We start from the raw sequence: 14,473 nt of genomic DNA, 5'->3' as shown, positions 1-14,473 counted from the left end.
GGAGAACGAGAAATAATGTGATTACTGAACAACAAGCAAATAAGAAGCTGTGAAACTGAAGAAGCAGCGTGGAACTGGGAACGAATGTGAAACTGAAGAAGCAGCGTGGAACTGGGAACGAATGTGAAACTGAAGAAGCAACGCGACATGAAGGGATTGTGAAACTGAAGAAGCAACGCGACATGAAGGAATTGTGAAACTGAAACAGCAGCGCGAAGTTAACAACGAATGTGAAACGGAAGAAAGAAGGGATGGGTTTGGCTCAAGAGCAAGTTCGCATCGGAGTGATTGGACTCGGCTGGAGGGCCGAGGTCACGAAATATTGGCATAATCCCTTCCCCGGCGGCAAGTCTATTGTTGTTGCCGGGGCGGATAATAATCCCGAGCGGTTAGGCAAATTTCGTGACAAGGTCAACCCGGATGCCGATGTAATGCTGGATTACCGGGAGCTGCTGGAGCGCTCGGATATCGATGCGGTGGCCATTATGACACCGGATCATTGTCATGAGGAGCATGCGGTAGCTGCCCTGAATGCAGGCAAGCATGTATACTGCGAGAAACCGCTGGCGATTACCGTGGAAGGCTGCGACCGGATCCTGCAAGCCTGGCAGGCATCCGGCAAGCACTTCATGATCGGCTTTAATATGCGCTATATGAACATGTACCGCACGATGAAGGAAATCATTCAATCTGGAGAAATCGGGGAGGTTAAGGCCATCTGGGTGCGGCATTTTGTCGGTCTTGGAAGCGATTACTATTATCACAGCTGGCATGGCAGCTCGAGGAATACGACTTCCTTGCTGCTGCAGAAAGCGTCGCATGATATCGACATTATTCATTGGCTGGCAGACAGCTATACCAAAAAAGTAAGCGCTTTTGGAGGGATGGATTATTTTGGCGGGAACAAGGCTAACGATTTAACCTGTCCGAATTGTGCCGAGAAGGCTGTGTGTCCGGAAGCCCGATCCGGTCCTCTGGTGAAATGCGCTTTCCGTCAGGAGATTGACGTAGAGGACAACAACATGGTGCTGATGGAGCTGGCTAACGGCGTGAAAGCCTCCTATATGCAGTGTCACTTTACCCCGGATTATGAGCGGAGCTACACGGTCATCGGCACCGAAGGACGAATGGAAAATTTCGAGAAGGATCACAAGGTGGTGGTCAAATCGCGAAAGTCCAACACATGGAGGGATTTGTCCGACCGGGTTTATGAAATCAAGAAGGCTGAAGGTTCTCATTTTGGCGCTGATGAGAATATATGCCGGGATTTCATCGAGATGATCCTGCATAACAAGGAACCGGTCGCCGAGCCCGTGGCAGGCAGAATGAGCGTGGCGGTCGGCTGCGCGGCCACGGAGTCGGTCAGGCAGGGCGGAGGCATCGTCACGGTCAAGGGGCCGCAGTTGGTTCCGCTTAACTAGCAGAGGGGGATATGAAATTGAATAATGCGGCCGTTACCGGTACGGGAACGAAGAAAGCGCCTCCTTCCAGAAGGAGGATATGGAGCAGGTCCCTCCGCAAAAACTGGGATTTATATCTGCTCATTTCTCCCGTGCTGATCTATTTCTTTATCTTTGACTATATCCCGATGTATGGGGTGCAGATCGCATTCAAAAATTTCGTTGCCGCCAAAGGGATATGGGGCAGTGACTGGATAGGCTTTGATCATTTCCAGCGCTTCTTCGACAGCTATTATTTCTGGCGGCTGATATGGAACACCTTCAGCATCAGTCTTTACCAGTTGGCGGTAGGCTTTCCGATTCCGCTCATTCTGGCTCTTTTGATTAACGAAGTTGGCAACAAAACATTTAAACGTTTTTTGCAAACGGTAACTTATGCACCGCACTTTTTATCAACGGTCGTTATGGTTGGACTTATTTTTATTTTCTTGTCACCGCAGAACGGAATCATAAATCAGCTTATCGTTTTCTTTGGCGGCACGCCGATTTCGTTTATGACTGAAGCGGGATGGTTCAAATCGGTGTACGTATGGTCCGGAGTATGGCAGGGAATGGGCTGGAGCTCGATCATCTATTTGGCGGCTTTGGCCGGGATTGATCCGTCCCTGCATGAAGCGGCCAGGGTCGATGGGGCAAGCCGCCTCCGCCGGATCTGGCATATTAATCTCCCGGGCATTATGCCAACGGTTGTCATTTTGCTGATTCTAAATGTTGGTCAGGTGATGAGCGTCGGCTTTGAGAAAATTTACCTGATGCAGAACAATCTGAATCTGGAAAGCTCAGACGTCATTGCGACCTATGTCTATACACAGGGAATTCTAGGCGCGCAGTACAGCTTTGCTGCTGCAGTCGGTTTGTTTAACTCTGTCATCAACGTGATCCTGCTGGTGACTGTCAACCAGATCGCCAAAAAAGTGAACGAGACCAGCTTGTGGTGAAGGAGGGAGAGCGATGAAAGAAACGTTTGCGGATCGGTTGATAGGTTTTGTAATTTACGCTGTGCTTGTACTTATCCTTATTGTTGTTTTGTATCCGCTTATTTTTGTGGCCAGCGCTTCAATCAGCGATCCGTTATCCGTGGCGAGAGGCGAAATGTGGCTGTTTCCAACCGAATTATCCTTTGTTGGGTATGAGCGTATCCTGGCCAATACGGAAATATGGGTCGGGTACAGGAACACGATCATTTATACGGTTGTCGGCACGGCGATCAATCTGGTAATGACGATTATGGCGGCCTACCCGCTGTCCCGCAAAGATTTTGCCGGGCGGCATGCGATTACGGGCTATATTGTGTTCACCATGTTTTTCAGCGGAGGCTTGATTCCGACTTACTTGCTGATCAAAAATCTCGGAATGATCAATTCGATGTGGGCACTTATCATTCCAGGGGCTGTATCGGTGTGGAATATTATTATCATGCGCACATTCTTCCAAACGAGCATTCCTTATGAAATCCAGGAGTCGGCTTCCATTGACGGCTGTTCTAACCTGCAAACCTTGTGGCGAATTGTGCTGCCGCTCTCCATGCCTGTCATCGCAGTTATGATTTTGTTCTACAGTGTCGGCCATTGGAACGCTTACTTCAACGCTTTGATTTACTTGAATGATCGCGATAAATATCCTCTGCAGCTGTTCTTAAGAGAAATTCTGATCAAATCAGAAGTCGATCAGATGGCGGGAAGTATGGACTTATCGGTGCAGAATCATCTAATGGAGACTGAGGCTATCAAATACGCGATTGTGATCGTAGCCAATTTGCCGGTGCTGGTCATTTACCCGTTCCTGCAAAAGTATTTCACCAAAGGCATTATGATCGGTGCTATCAAGGGCTAGCCATTTGCTCTTGTTCACACATAGACAACCAATAACAAGGAGGTTTCCAAAGAAAATGAGTAAGTACAAAAAATGGACCTGCGTCCTGCTGACGGGTGTTATGACGGCAGGGCTGGCTTCAGCATGCTCAAATCAGGCCGAACCAGCACCATCCGATGGAGGAAACAAGCCTGGAGAGAGCGAGCCGGCTGTCCGGGCCGAAGGATTCCCGATTGTGGAGGAGCCGATCAAGCTAACCTTTTTTGCTGGCAAAGCCGCTTCAGCGCCGGCTAACTGGAACGACCTGCCCGTCTGGCAGGAATACGCCAAGATGACCAACATCGAGGTTGACTTCCAGTTAACACCGGCAGACAGCCTGGCGGAGAGGCGCAATCTTGTGCTTGCCGGCGGCGATTATCCGGATGCGTTCCATACAGCTAGGCTGTCAACGACTGATCTGATGAGCTATGGCGGACAAGGAACGTTCATTCCGCTCAACGATTTGATCGAGCAATATGCTCCCAATTTCAAAAAAATGCTGGAGGAGCATCCGGAAGTGAAGAATGGACTGACGATGCCGGACGGCAACATCTACTCCTTTCCAACGTTTTACGATCCGGAGTTTCACTCCGTATTGATTGGACAGAAGCTGTGGTACAACGAGAGCTTCCTGGATGCGCTCGGTATGGAGCCGCCGGAAACGACGGAGGAATTTTACGAATACTTAAAAGCTGTTAAAACCGGAGATCCGAACAAGAACGGTCAGGCGGATGAAATTCCGTATGCGGCCAGCAACTATGGTTCCTTGCTCGATGAGTTGAAGGGAGCATGGGGTCTCGGCAACCGCGGCAATGTCCACGGCCGTGTAGATCTTCACCCGGAGACGAATGAGCTGCGATTTATTCCGACGGATCCGCGCTACAAGGAATTGCTGGAATACATGAACAAGCTGTACACGGAAGGATTGTTCGTTGATAACTTATTAACGATTACCGGGCCGGAGGTCAATGCGCTGATGGATGAAGGGATTGTCGGCTCTTCGGTCACCAACAGTCCGCATGCGATCAGTGGTGTCAATATTGAGCACTTTATAGGCGCTCCTGCATTGAAAGGTCCATATGGCGACCAGATCTTTTCCAGAGCCCGTTCCCCGCTCATTGATGCCGGAGCATTCGTGATTACGGACAAAAATCCGCATCCGGAAGCGACCGTTCGCTGGATTGATTATTTTTACAGCGAAGAGGGAAGCAAGTTGTTTTTTATGGGGATCAAAGATTTAAGCTACATTGAAAAGCCCGATGGCACGCTGGAATACACGGAAGCGTACAACCAGGATCAGTCGAAGTTCGTCTCTTGGGCCGGAGGATTCTACCCCGCCATGCTGACTGCAAACACGTTCAAGGGCGGAGAAGCGACACCGCTTAGTATGGAAGCGGCAGCTAAGGTAGTGCCGCATTGGCCGGAGGAAGTATGGCCGGCATTTACGTATACCGAGGAGGAGCTTCCCCGGTTTACTCCGCTGCATACTGATCTGAATAAATACGTGGATGAGATGACTGCCAAATTTATTACAGGCGACATTCCCTTCTCCGAGTGGGACAATTACGTGCAAACGCTGGAGAGGATAGGCTTGGCGCAGTATTTGGAGATTTATACGGCCGCTTATGAGCGCTATAAAAATTAAACGAAGATCAGAACTGGAAAAAGAGAATCAGAACTCCAGGAACGCATCCACTAGGAGGGAATGGGAATGAATCGAAAACGCAAGCCGCTCACGGTGTTGTTGATCTCTGTGCTGGTAATGTCCATCTTTCTGCCGGCAGCCTACGCCAAGCCCGAGCCGTTGTTTACCGCATGGGTAGCCAGCAATTCGCAAAAGGTGATGAGGGATGAACCGATGCCGGCTGATTCAGCCCGGACGATGCAGCTCGCTGCGGCACGCAACGAATATGAAAGCGGCCAGGTGATTGTCCGGGCGGGCAATCACCCTCTGCGCAAGCTCCAGGTTTCGATCAGCGATCTGAAGCAGGAGAACGGAGCAGCCAAAATCCACCGCCGCGATATCGAGCTGTTCCAGCAGCATTATATCGAAGTGACTACGTCGACAACTCCGGCTTATCCGCAGGGCTGGTATCCGGACGCTCTGATTCCGCTGAAGGGCAAGCTGGAAGTGGGGGCCGGGCATAACCAGGGCATTTGGGTTAAAGTTTATGTGCCCAAAGGCCAGCCGGCCGGGGTGTACAAGGGAGAAATCACCCTTCACGAAACGGGCCAGCCGGTACGGATTCCGGTGGAACTGACGGTGTGGGATTTTGAGTTAACGGATGAGAACCACTCCAAAACCGCATTCGGCATATGGGGCGGACCGATACAGGAGGCACATGGCAACGTCCAGGGGATGGAAGCCTGGGAATATATTGAGAAGTATTACTGGGCTTCAGTCGAGCACCGTTTGACGCCAGGCTATTTGCCCATTCCTGATACGGATATCGACTATTATGTGGAGCATGCGCCGCGATTCATCAACGATCCGCGAGTATCCGCCTACCGGCTTCCTTACTACCGGGATGCTCAAGGTGAGCCGGACATAGAACGGATCAAGGAATTGGCTGATAAGCTGAGAGACCGCGGGATGCTGGAAAAAGGCTACTTTTATATCAGTGAAATCGATGAACCGGTTCCTCACCCGAACGCTGCGAACAACTATGACCGGGTGAAGGTGATCAACGATGCATTGAAGCAGGCGGCACCGGATGTCCCCCATCTTGTTACGATCCAGCCGCTAGAAGAGCTGCTTGGCGATGTAGACATCTGGTCACCGGAAATCGATAAATACGATTATGATTTCGCGCGCGAGCGACAGGCTGAAGGTGAACCGGTCTGGTGGTATACGAGCGTGTTCCCGAAGCATCCGTTTCCCTCCTATCACACGGATGACGATCTGGTAGGAGCGCGGCTGCTAACGTGGATGCAGCATGATTACGGAGTGGAAGGAACCTTGTATTGGGCCACTACTCAATTCCAGAAATACGATTCGGCGCAGAGAAAATATGTGAGCCGGGATGTATGGACAGATCCGTTGGCTTTTCCAGGCGCTAACGGGGACGGGTACTTGTTCTATCCCGGGACGGAGATTGGCATTGACGGTCCGGTAGGCACGATCCGGCTGGAAGTGCTGCGTGAGAGCATGGAGGATTACGAATACTTATGGCACTATGAGCAGCGGCTGCGTGAAACGGCGGCAAGACTTGGAATCGAGGAAGACTCTGAGAATTTCTCATACCGGGATGCTATCCGGCCGTTTTACGACCGTTTATATGAAAGCATTAAAGTTTTCGATGAAGATCCTGCTGAGCTGTTCGAGGTGAGAAAAGAAATCGCGGAAGCGATCACCGCGGCGCCTGAAGCGGTTCCGGTAATGGTAACTGTGCATGCGCCGGAAGAGGGCAGCCGGGAGGTTCGGGTTTATGCTCCTGCAGGCTCCAAGGTGACTTTAAACGGTAACCCGATCGCTCTGGAGAACCAGGCTGCAGGGTATGATCAGTTTGCTCAAACCTTGACGCTTGCGCCTGGCGCCCATGAGGCCGATATCGAGGTCAGCAAGGATGGATTGACACAGAAGGTAACACGTAAGCTTGTCGTTTATGAAACGGCAGCTCCTTATGCTGTTGAGCTCAATTCGCTGGAGTCGGAGGAAGCGGTGCAGCGGTTTACGACTTCTACCGTGAGCTTAAGCTTGTCGGATGAATTTGCAACGGAGGGCAAGCACTCGATGAAAGCTGTTTTCCCGGGTGAAGTGAACTTTCCGAATATCCGCTTGTTCAATGAAGGCCGCGGGTTCAGAAGTGCCGATTGGTCCGGATTTGATGCGCTGGAGTTTGACCTGTACAACCCGGGAGGGACGGCTCAATTTTACGTGAAGTTCTTCTCCGAGGATGGGCGCAACGATGACTCCTTCATCCAGATCGCGAGAAGCGGACAGGAGAAAACGGTACGAATCCCGCTGCGCCATGTCAATTTGGATCTGACCCGGATGAGAGGGATCGAAATATGGATGTGGAGAAGTGTTTTGCCGCAGACCCTCTATTTCGATAACTTCCGCTTCACCTCCGCCGAGCCCGCAGACCCGATGACTCCTTAAGCGAGATGCGGACCCGGCATCCCGGAGGACGGAAGAGGCAGTGAGGCAGAAGAGATCTCGGGATCTTTTTTGCAGCAGTTTGGTGAATGGAATGATGCAATTTATTACCCATAGGGTATTACTAATTAAGTGTTAACCAATAGCAAGACTGGAAGCGAAGGTTAACCAATAGCAAGGCTGGAAAGCGAATAACATCTTATGGCAAAGAAAGAGTGAAGCGAAATGAAGCTTACTTTTCTGGGGACCGGGGCTGCTGAAGGCATCCCCTCCCCCTTCTGTGATTGTTCGACGTGCGAGCATGCCAGAGTCCATGGCGGCAGAAATATTCGCAAGCGGCAAAGTGTCCTCATCAACGATCATCTTCTCGTTGATCTTGGTCCAGATATTTTTGCTTCGTGCGCACAGCTGGGCATTTCCCTCTGCCAGGTGGATCGTTTGCTGGTCACTCACAGCCATTCGGACCATTTCGATCCGTCCAATTTGATGCTGCGGGCCAAGACGTTCCGGTTAGAAACAGAGCTGCCGGAAATGACGGTGGTCGCCGGGCCATCCGTATGGACCATATGGGACGCATCGGGTGGCAGTGACCAGCAGGCAGGAATTAAGCGGGTGCCTATTTTGCCGGGGAGGGCTGTTCAGCTGGGGGCGTACTCTGTTCGCTCCTTTGCGGCCACCCATCATTCACGAATCGGTGACGCGATGAATTACGTAATCCAGGACGAGACGGCGACCTTGCTGTACGCTTCGGATAGCGGCGTGTATGCGGAAGAAATATGGCGGGAGCTGGAGGTGCAGCGGGTTGAGCTCGATGCCGTCGTGCTGGAGGGGACGATTTGGACTCGGCCACCAGGTAAGGAGCATTTGAATGAAGGAGACTTCCAGCTGATGCTGGAGCGTTTGCGTGAGATTGGAGCGGTGACCGATAGCACGGTGGTGATCGCGACTCATTTTTCCCATCAAGGGTCGGCTCCTTATGAGGAGTTGGCACAGAGGGTTAAGAAGCTTGGCGGTGTGTGCGCTTATGATGGGTTTGAGGTGAGCTTTGGCCGAGAGTAAACAGTTGATGCGGGCGCATTAAGCAAAATCAAGCAAATGCAAACCGAGCTAGCACAGATCGAGCTATTGCAACCGAGCTAACGCAACCCAAGCTAAGCCGAATTCTATAACAAATGGCATCGAGATCAATAGACCAACCTTAAACCGTTTCCGATTGGCAGTACCGGGGAGACGGTTTTTCCTATTTTGAAGGGAAAGGAAAGTGGGAAGGAGGGAAAGTTGAGGGATAACGTACGGTTTTGTAATTGGAAAGAGTGCCTAATAGGGAGCGACATCAAACATTTGTTAAGATATGGTATGCTAATGTGGTATCAAACGTATACGCAGACAATTGTGGGTAAGCGTGGGCAAGTGCAGGCAGGTGCAGGTAAGCGTAGGCAGTGATGACGTTTGCCGCCTGTTCGTATTCTAACGCTCGCAACGGTCCTTATTTTGCTAAAATAGTAGTTTTCTGGGCCTTTTGTCACAAATAAGAGCGAGGACGAGCGTTAGAAATAAAACCCTTGCTTTTTCGGGCAAATAAGAGCCAGGGCGAGCGTTGTGCGCAGAACAATTTTGCTGATTGACGCTTGCTGACATGTTTAGAGGAGGTATCACATAAATCGGAAGCCTACTGACGCAAATTATCACTAAACCGACCCAACCGACAGCCAACCCAACCGGCCCAGCAGGACACAAATAACCAACCAACATAGCGATTCAATTGACACAACTCCATAACGATTCAAACGACGCAAATTACCGACAATCAACCCAACCGAAACAATAACAAGAACAACCCAACCGGCACAATTACGCGCGCTATACACAGTTTGGCGAACAGCTCAAGTTTATGATTAGTTCACCTTAACTAGCTTAGGAGGTACGAAGCTCGATGAACAGATTCATCATTGGCCAATTTGGCGGATTTGATGAGGGGAAATATGAGCGAGATTTTCGGAGAGGCTTTTACGGTATAGAGGCTTGTTTATTTAAAAATGAGCAGGACCTCACCAGGCTTATGCAGGAGGCCGAGCGGCAAAACTTTCAAATTGGCGTCCACTTTCCAATGAGGGCTGGGAGGCGTGAGCTCAGGGATGCTCTTTTTCTTGCTGCCGATCCGGCGGTACGTGCCGAAGCATTTGAATCAGTCGAGCAGGAACTGGACTTTTTAACGGCATTCAGGCCGAAATATATTCTGTTTCACTATCCCAAGCCGGTCATACTGGATAATAGAGTAGATTGGCGCCAGTGGCATTTTGACGACCGAAGAGAGTATGAGTATGAGTCAGCGTATGCCCTTGAACCGTTTAAGCAGCAGACGGAAACCCTCCTGAAGTGGTTGACGGAGAAGGGCAGGGCCTATCGGTTTACCCCGGTATTGGAGTTCGATGGGCTGAACCGCTATATCTATGAGGATGACTTCTTTGAACAGCTGTTGGCGAAATATACGGACATCCGTCTCTGTCTGGATACCTTGAGACTGTTCCTGCAGGAACGAATCGACCCTTTCTTCAGTGCATCGCGGGTTCTTGAGAAATACGCGCGTTTTGCGGAGACCGTTCACTTATCTAACGTGCAGATTCTAGACGACCTCACCATCCAAAATCGCCGCTGCCCGGTGCTACCGAACCAAAATCCTGAGCAGGGCTGGGCGCCGATCGAACAATATCTCTCACAAATTAGCAGGGTCAATTCTTCAGTTAAAATCGTATTCGAGCATCGTTCCGACATGGTCAGTGATGAGGAACTGGAGACTTGCTATCAATGGGTCGACAAACTGTTAGGGTAGGAAGTAGTTTTTTAGATTGGCCTCGGCTTGAGGTAGTTGGCACGTATTTGGGCATTTTGCATTTTTGCATCATTCCAGTATTGTTGTAAATAAGGTGTGATTAGAAACAAAAGACTCGCATCAAGGCAGCTAACGGACGGAAGCTTAAGCTAGTGGCGGGATGGACTGACGAGTATGAATGCAAAATAATCAAGCTCACATATAGTATAGGAGGATTGAAAATGAGCGAAGAAGTGCAATCTCATGGCTGGGATGCCATAGAGCAGTCGATGTCCAAGCTTTATGGAGTTCAAGAGCCTAAACATTACGGCACGCTTATCCCTTATATGCTGGGAGGCCGGGATCCGCTTGACGGCATCAGCGCTTACAAAGCGGAGCGCCCTTTTCCTCATTGGCATATCGTTACATTTGGATTTTCCGAGCTTTACGAAAAGGAATCTGCGGATACTGAAAGCAGCGGATATGGATTTGAGCTGACCTTCCGGCTGCCGCGTGGGGAGGATGAGGAGGAGCCTCCAGGCTGGGCGCTGAATCTGTTGCAAAATATGGGGAGATACGTATTCAAAAGCGGAAATGTTTTTAGAACCGGCGATTATTTGGACGCTAATGGCCCGATCTGTCTGAACGCTGATACGAAGCTGACGGCGCTGGCTTTTATCGAGGATCCGGAGCTGCCGCCTATAGACACGCCTAATGGGCATGTTGAGTTCATACAGATGGTTGGCATTACAGGCTGCGAGCTCGAAGCTATGCAGACCTGGAATACCCGTGGAATGCTGAAAGCCTGTGAAGAGCATATGCCCCATTACATAACCGATCTGTCGCGGGAATCCTTTGTGGAAAAACCGGAGATTGCGGAGGCTGTGCAAAAAGGTATGGAGCGCGATGGGTCCAGCACCGGATTTTTATACGTGGATCAATTGGGGTGGGAACCGGGAAAAAAACGTTTGCTGGGCAAAAGCCAGGCGGTGCTTCGTTTGGGAGCCAAGCAGGCGGAAGTGGTCGCTAAGCTGCTGACAGGCCGCATTCGCAAAGGAAAATCGCTTTCCTTGTCGGGACCAGACACCCTTGTCGTATTGAAGCCTGGGGAGCAATCAGTTTGGGAGGAGGGGGAGAAGGGTGAAGTTCACATCTATCTTGACGAGGCCTGTACTTCCGAATTGTCCCAGCGGCTCCAACCGAAGGAAGGGATAGTTCAGCTATTAGCATGCAAAAGCTTGACGGTGCAAATTCTCAAAACCTACATTAAAGACCAGGACGGAAATGTCGTATCTACTATAGGGTGATAGTTGAGATGGTAACAGCTCCAAGAGGCATATTTCAGTCTATTCTTCTGTCCTAATGATAACAGAGCAAACAGTAGGTGACGCTACTATACTAAGGTGTGAACTCCCAGGAACAATGTGCCCCTGAGAGGTTCGCATCTTTTATTTTATGGCTTCACTTTATAAAAATCGGCTCACTGCTAAATCTGCTGAATTTACAGCATCAGCATCTTCATAGTGTATATTGCATTAGCGAATAGTGAATTAGAATTAGTGATTTGTGCATTTACATTTTAAAAGGTTATTGGTACACTATTGCCGTATGAGTAATTGATAACGATAATCATTATCATCTAATAGTCGATGATTCTATTAATAAGCTTGTCAATAAGTTTATCAATAAGTTATCAATTAATGAGGAGAAGATCGAAAGGAGATCAATAGAGTTGAAACAAAAAAGACAGCTTTCTATCGGATTATCCTTGACGGCTACTTGGAAAAAGGGAGACAACGAGAAGCAGCAGAAGGATACAGGAGAAGGAGATGATTTGGATCCGTTTTCGAATGATCTATTCGTGAAGCTGGCGAAAATGGCAGAGAGAGCGAAGCTCGATTTTGTGTTTAAACCGGACGCCCTTTTTCTTCAGGCCAATGGACAAGGGCATTCATCCCGCTTCGCCAGTCTCGATCCCACATTAATGCTGACCTCGATTGCCCGCGAGACGGAGCGCATCGGGTTAGTGACTACGGTATCCACCTCGTTCAATCCGCCTTATATCGTTGCCAGACAGCTTCAATCCCTGCATTGGCTCAGCCAGGGCCGCGCTGGCTGGAATATCGTGACGTCTCTCGGCGGCTCAGAGAATTTTACTAGTGAACCCATGCCTTCATCTGAGGAAAGATACGAGAAGGCGATAGAGTTCACGGGCATTGTATGCAAGCTTTGGGCAAGCTACCCGTACGATGCGCTTAGGGCAGGGGGCGCAGCTAGCGAGGGGAACGCGGACAGGAGGATAGAGGCTATCCATCACAGCGGCAAATATTTCCACGTCGAGGGCCCGCTTAATCTGCCTGCCCATCCTTCAGGAACGCCACCTCTATTTCAAGCCGGTGCTTCCGATTCCGGGCGTAACTTTGCGGCTTTGGTGGCAGATGCTATCTTTGCATCCATTCCGGACATGGCTTCCGGAATTGAATTGCGAGAGGATCTGCGTAAGCGGGCCGTGGCGCACGGCCGTTCTCCGGACGCGGTTCGCGTGCTACCGGGGTTGTATTTTTTTCTCGCCGACACGCGAAGTGAAGCCCAAGAGATGTTTGAGAAAGCTCATGCTCATCTGACACCGGAGCGCCGCCGCGCATCCGTGCGGTCGATCCTTGGCCTCGATCTGGAGGGACTGTCTCCCGATCAGCAAGTTACAGCCGACATGCTTCCTGATGCCAGTGAACCCGTACGCAGCCGGACACACGCTGATCTGCTGCGCAAATATATTGTTAACCGCCAGCCAACAGTTGGGGAGCTGCTGTCACGGCCGGAGGTCGTCAATTCGGCGCATTGGGTTGCTGTCGGTACCGTGGAGGATGTCATGCAGGAGATGATTACGTGGTTCGAGGCCGGTGCCATGGATGGGGTCATCGCGCTGCCAGGCGGCTCCCTGCATTCACTGGAGCTGTTTCTGGAAGAGCTGGTGCCGAGGCTTGCTGAACAGGGATTGTTCCGCAGCGAGTATACGGGCAAGACGTTGCGCGAGCACTTGAGAATTGAATCAGCTGAAGGCGAAAGGCATTTCAGCAAATTCACTTGAATTTGTTGGTCCCGGAAGGATACCTCGAGGACAGTCAAATTATTTCACAGGGGGGCTTTGACCGGGATGAACCCTGACTATATTTCAGCATGATATCGAAATGGCATGGGTTTCTGTAAAGAAGCAAGAATCGATGCAAGTATGGCGATAATGAATCAACAATCTTAGAGGCGCTAACTGTAAGCGCCTCTAATCCTGCCCCAACCGCATTTCGCTTAGATGACTTTTTTCATCACATGAAACTGCCGGGTGATTTCGAAGCCGGTATTTTTGTAGAGATAGCCGGCGGGTGTTTGTTCCCCAGTCCAGAGAAACCAGGCGCTATGCAGGCCTTCAGCCCGCATCCGCTGGAGGCATTCGTTTAATAGAATTTTCCCCAGTCCTTTTCCTTGTTGATCCGGGTCGACGCCGAACGGTCCAAAGCGATCCGGGATTCCTTCATAGCCTCCGTACATGCAGAAGCCTACCAGTTTTTTCCCTTCTCTGGCCACCAGGATTCGCTCCAGGGGCAAGCCCTGTAAAATTCCTTCACGAATCGCTCTGCCCCAGTCCGGGTTAAACTTAAGATTGGCAAATTGAATCACGTCATAAAGATCCTTATCTTGTGCAATTGCAAATGAATAGCCCTCCGCTTCCCGGTCTTGTCTTAGCTTTTTGACGGCATCCGGGATTTGAAAGCCTACCAGGCTGCGGTCCATGGCTATGGGAGAATAAAGCTTTTCAAAGCCTTGCTCTTGTAAAAAGAGATACGCTTCCGGATACGCCTCCTCGTCAAGCCCCGGCACGATATAGTTAGGGGCATAAGAGGCAAAGAACACATTTCTTCGCCCTTCCTCCTCAAGAAACTGCACAGCCTCCTTCATCAGCTGAGAGCCTACTCCGCCGCGGCGGTGATCGGGATGAACAAAAAAGAAAGGAATCCAGCCGTTATCCGCCTCCAAATCGGTCCCGAACATCGGCAGCAATCGTCTCACCGCATACACACAGCCAACCAACTGCTCCTGTTCAAAAGCGAGCCGAAGTCCTTTGGGATCAAAGTTAGCATCTAACAGCACTAAATGGCGAAACCGTTTTGCCGTAATCGGATCCTTGGGTAAGCACTGATTCCACAGCTCTATAATTTGGGATTCATCCCCGGACTGATAATAACGATATGCAACCATGTT

At 50.4% G+C, this 14,473-nt stretch carries 10 protein-coding genes; 9 read left to right on the top strand and 1 reads right to left on the bottom strand.

Annotated elements, in window-relative coordinates; genetic code table 11:
• Positions 1 to 251 precede the first annotated feature (251 nt).
• The 9 genes from PSHG_RS22320 (at position 252) to PSHG_RS22275 (ending at position 13,307) form a co-directional block, all read left to right on the top strand.
• Positions 252 to 1,421 carry a Gfo/Idh/MocA family protein gene (locus tag PSHG_RS22320; RefSeq protein WP_010278019.1) on the top strand — a complete coding sequence of 390 codons (1,170 nt, stop codon included), beginning with the start codon at positions 252 to 254 and terminating at the stop codon, positions 1,419 to 1,421.
• 11 nt (positions 1,422 to 1,432) lie between these two features.
• On the top strand, positions 1,433 to 2,398 hold the full coding sequence (locus PSHG_RS22315) for an ABC transporter permease (protein WP_042122596.1): 966 nt from the start codon (positions 1,433 to 1,435) through the stop codon (positions 2,396 to 2,398).
• A 13-nt stretch (positions 2,399 to 2,411) separates the two neighbouring features.
• Positions 2,412 to 3,293, top strand: coding sequence for a carbohydrate ABC transporter permease (locus PSHG_RS22310; protein WP_010278013.1), 882 nt, complete (start codon positions 2,412 to 2,414; stop codon positions 3,291 to 3,293).
• A gap of 55 nt (positions 3,294 to 3,348) precedes the next feature.
• Positions 3,349 to 4,956, top strand: coding sequence for an extracellular solute-binding protein (locus PSHG_RS22305; protein ID WP_010278009.1), 1,608 nt, complete (start codon positions 3,349 to 3,351; stop codon positions 4,954 to 4,956).
• 66 nt (positions 4,957 to 5,022) lie between these two features.
• Entirely contained in the window at positions 5,023 to 7,413 is a 2,391-nt protein-coding gene (locus PSHG_RS22300; protein ID WP_010278002.1) for a DUF4091 domain-containing protein, read from the top strand.
• A 222-nt stretch (positions 7,414 to 7,635) separates the two neighbouring features.
• A complete protein-coding gene (locus PSHG_RS22295; protein WP_010277998.1) occupies positions 7,636 to 8,469 on the top strand; it encodes an MBL fold metallo-hydrolase in 834 nt (277 codons plus the stop codon).
• A gap of 874 nt (positions 8,470 to 9,343) precedes the next feature.
• On the top strand, positions 9,344 to 10,240 hold the full coding sequence (locus PSHG_RS22285; protein ID WP_010277992.1) for a hypothetical protein: 897 nt from the start codon (positions 9,344 to 9,346) through the stop codon (positions 10,238 to 10,240).
• A 221-nt stretch (positions 10,241 to 10,461) separates the two neighbouring features.
• Positions 10,462 to 11,526 (top strand): suppressor of fused domain protein, encoded by a 1,065-nt coding sequence (locus PSHG_RS22280; RefSeq protein ID WP_010277989.1) that lies wholly within the window; start codon positions 10,462 to 10,464, stop codon positions 11,524 to 11,526.
• A gap of 425 nt (positions 11,527 to 11,951) precedes the next feature.
• On the top strand, positions 11,952 to 13,307 hold the full coding sequence (locus tag PSHG_RS22275) for an NtaA/DmoA family FMN-dependent monooxygenase (RefSeq protein WP_010277984.1): 1,356 nt from the start codon (positions 11,952 to 11,954) through the stop codon (positions 13,305 to 13,307).
• 215 nt (positions 13,308 to 13,522) lie between these two features.
• Here the strand turns inward: PSHG_RS22275 and PSHG_RS22270 are convergent, their stop codons facing one another.
• Positions 13,523 to 14,470 (bottom strand): GNAT family N-acetyltransferase, encoded by a 948-nt coding sequence (locus PSHG_RS22270; RefSeq protein ID WP_010277981.1) that lies wholly within the window; start codon positions 14,468 to 14,470, stop codon positions 13,523 to 13,525.
• Positions 14,471 to 14,473 lie beyond the last annotated feature (3 nt).

This window comes from Paenibacillus senegalensis JC66, assembly GCF_000285515.1.
Lineage (GTDB): Bacteria > Bacillota > Bacilli > Paenibacillales > NBRC-103111 > Paenibacillus_L > Paenibacillus_L senegalensis.
This window is presented reverse-complemented; position numbering and strand designations above follow the sequence as displayed.

What these genes read in the sequence shown, in the direction of transcription:
- PSHG_RS22320 (WP_010278019.1), top strand. Translation starts at nt 252, where the DNA reads ATGGGTTTGGCTCAAGAGCAAGTTCGCATCGGAGTGATTGGACTCGGC.
- PSHG_RS22315 (WP_042122596.1), top strand. Translation starts at nt 1,433, where the DNA reads ATGAAATTGAATAATGCGGCCGTTACCGGTACGGGAACGAAGAAAGCG.
- PSHG_RS22310 (WP_010278013.1), top strand. Translation starts at nt 2,412, where the DNA reads ATGAAAGAAACGTTTGCGGATCGGTTGATAGGTTTTGTAATTTACGCT.
- PSHG_RS22305 (WP_010278009.1), top strand. Translation starts at nt 3,349, where the DNA reads ATGAGTAAGTACAAAAAATGGACCTGCGTCCTGCTGACGGGTGTTATG.
- PSHG_RS22300 (WP_010278002.1), top strand. Translation starts at nt 5,023, where the DNA reads ATGAATCGAAAACGCAAGCCGCTCACGGTGTTGTTGATCTCTGTGCTG.
- PSHG_RS22295 (WP_010277998.1), top strand. Translation starts at nt 7,636, where the DNA reads ATGAAGCTTACTTTTCTGGGGACCGGGGCTGCTGAAGGCATCCCCTCC.
- PSHG_RS22285 (WP_010277992.1), top strand. Translation starts at nt 9,344, where the DNA reads ATGAACAGATTCATCATTGGCCAATTTGGCGGATTTGATGAGGGGAAA.
- PSHG_RS22280 (WP_010277989.1), top strand. Translation starts at nt 10,462, where the DNA reads ATGAGCGAAGAAGTGCAATCTCATGGCTGGGATGCCATAGAGCAGTCG.
- PSHG_RS22270 (WP_010277981.1), bottom strand. Translation starts at nt 14,470, where the DNA reads ATGGTTGCATATCGTTATTATCAGTCCGGGGATGAATCCCAAATTATA.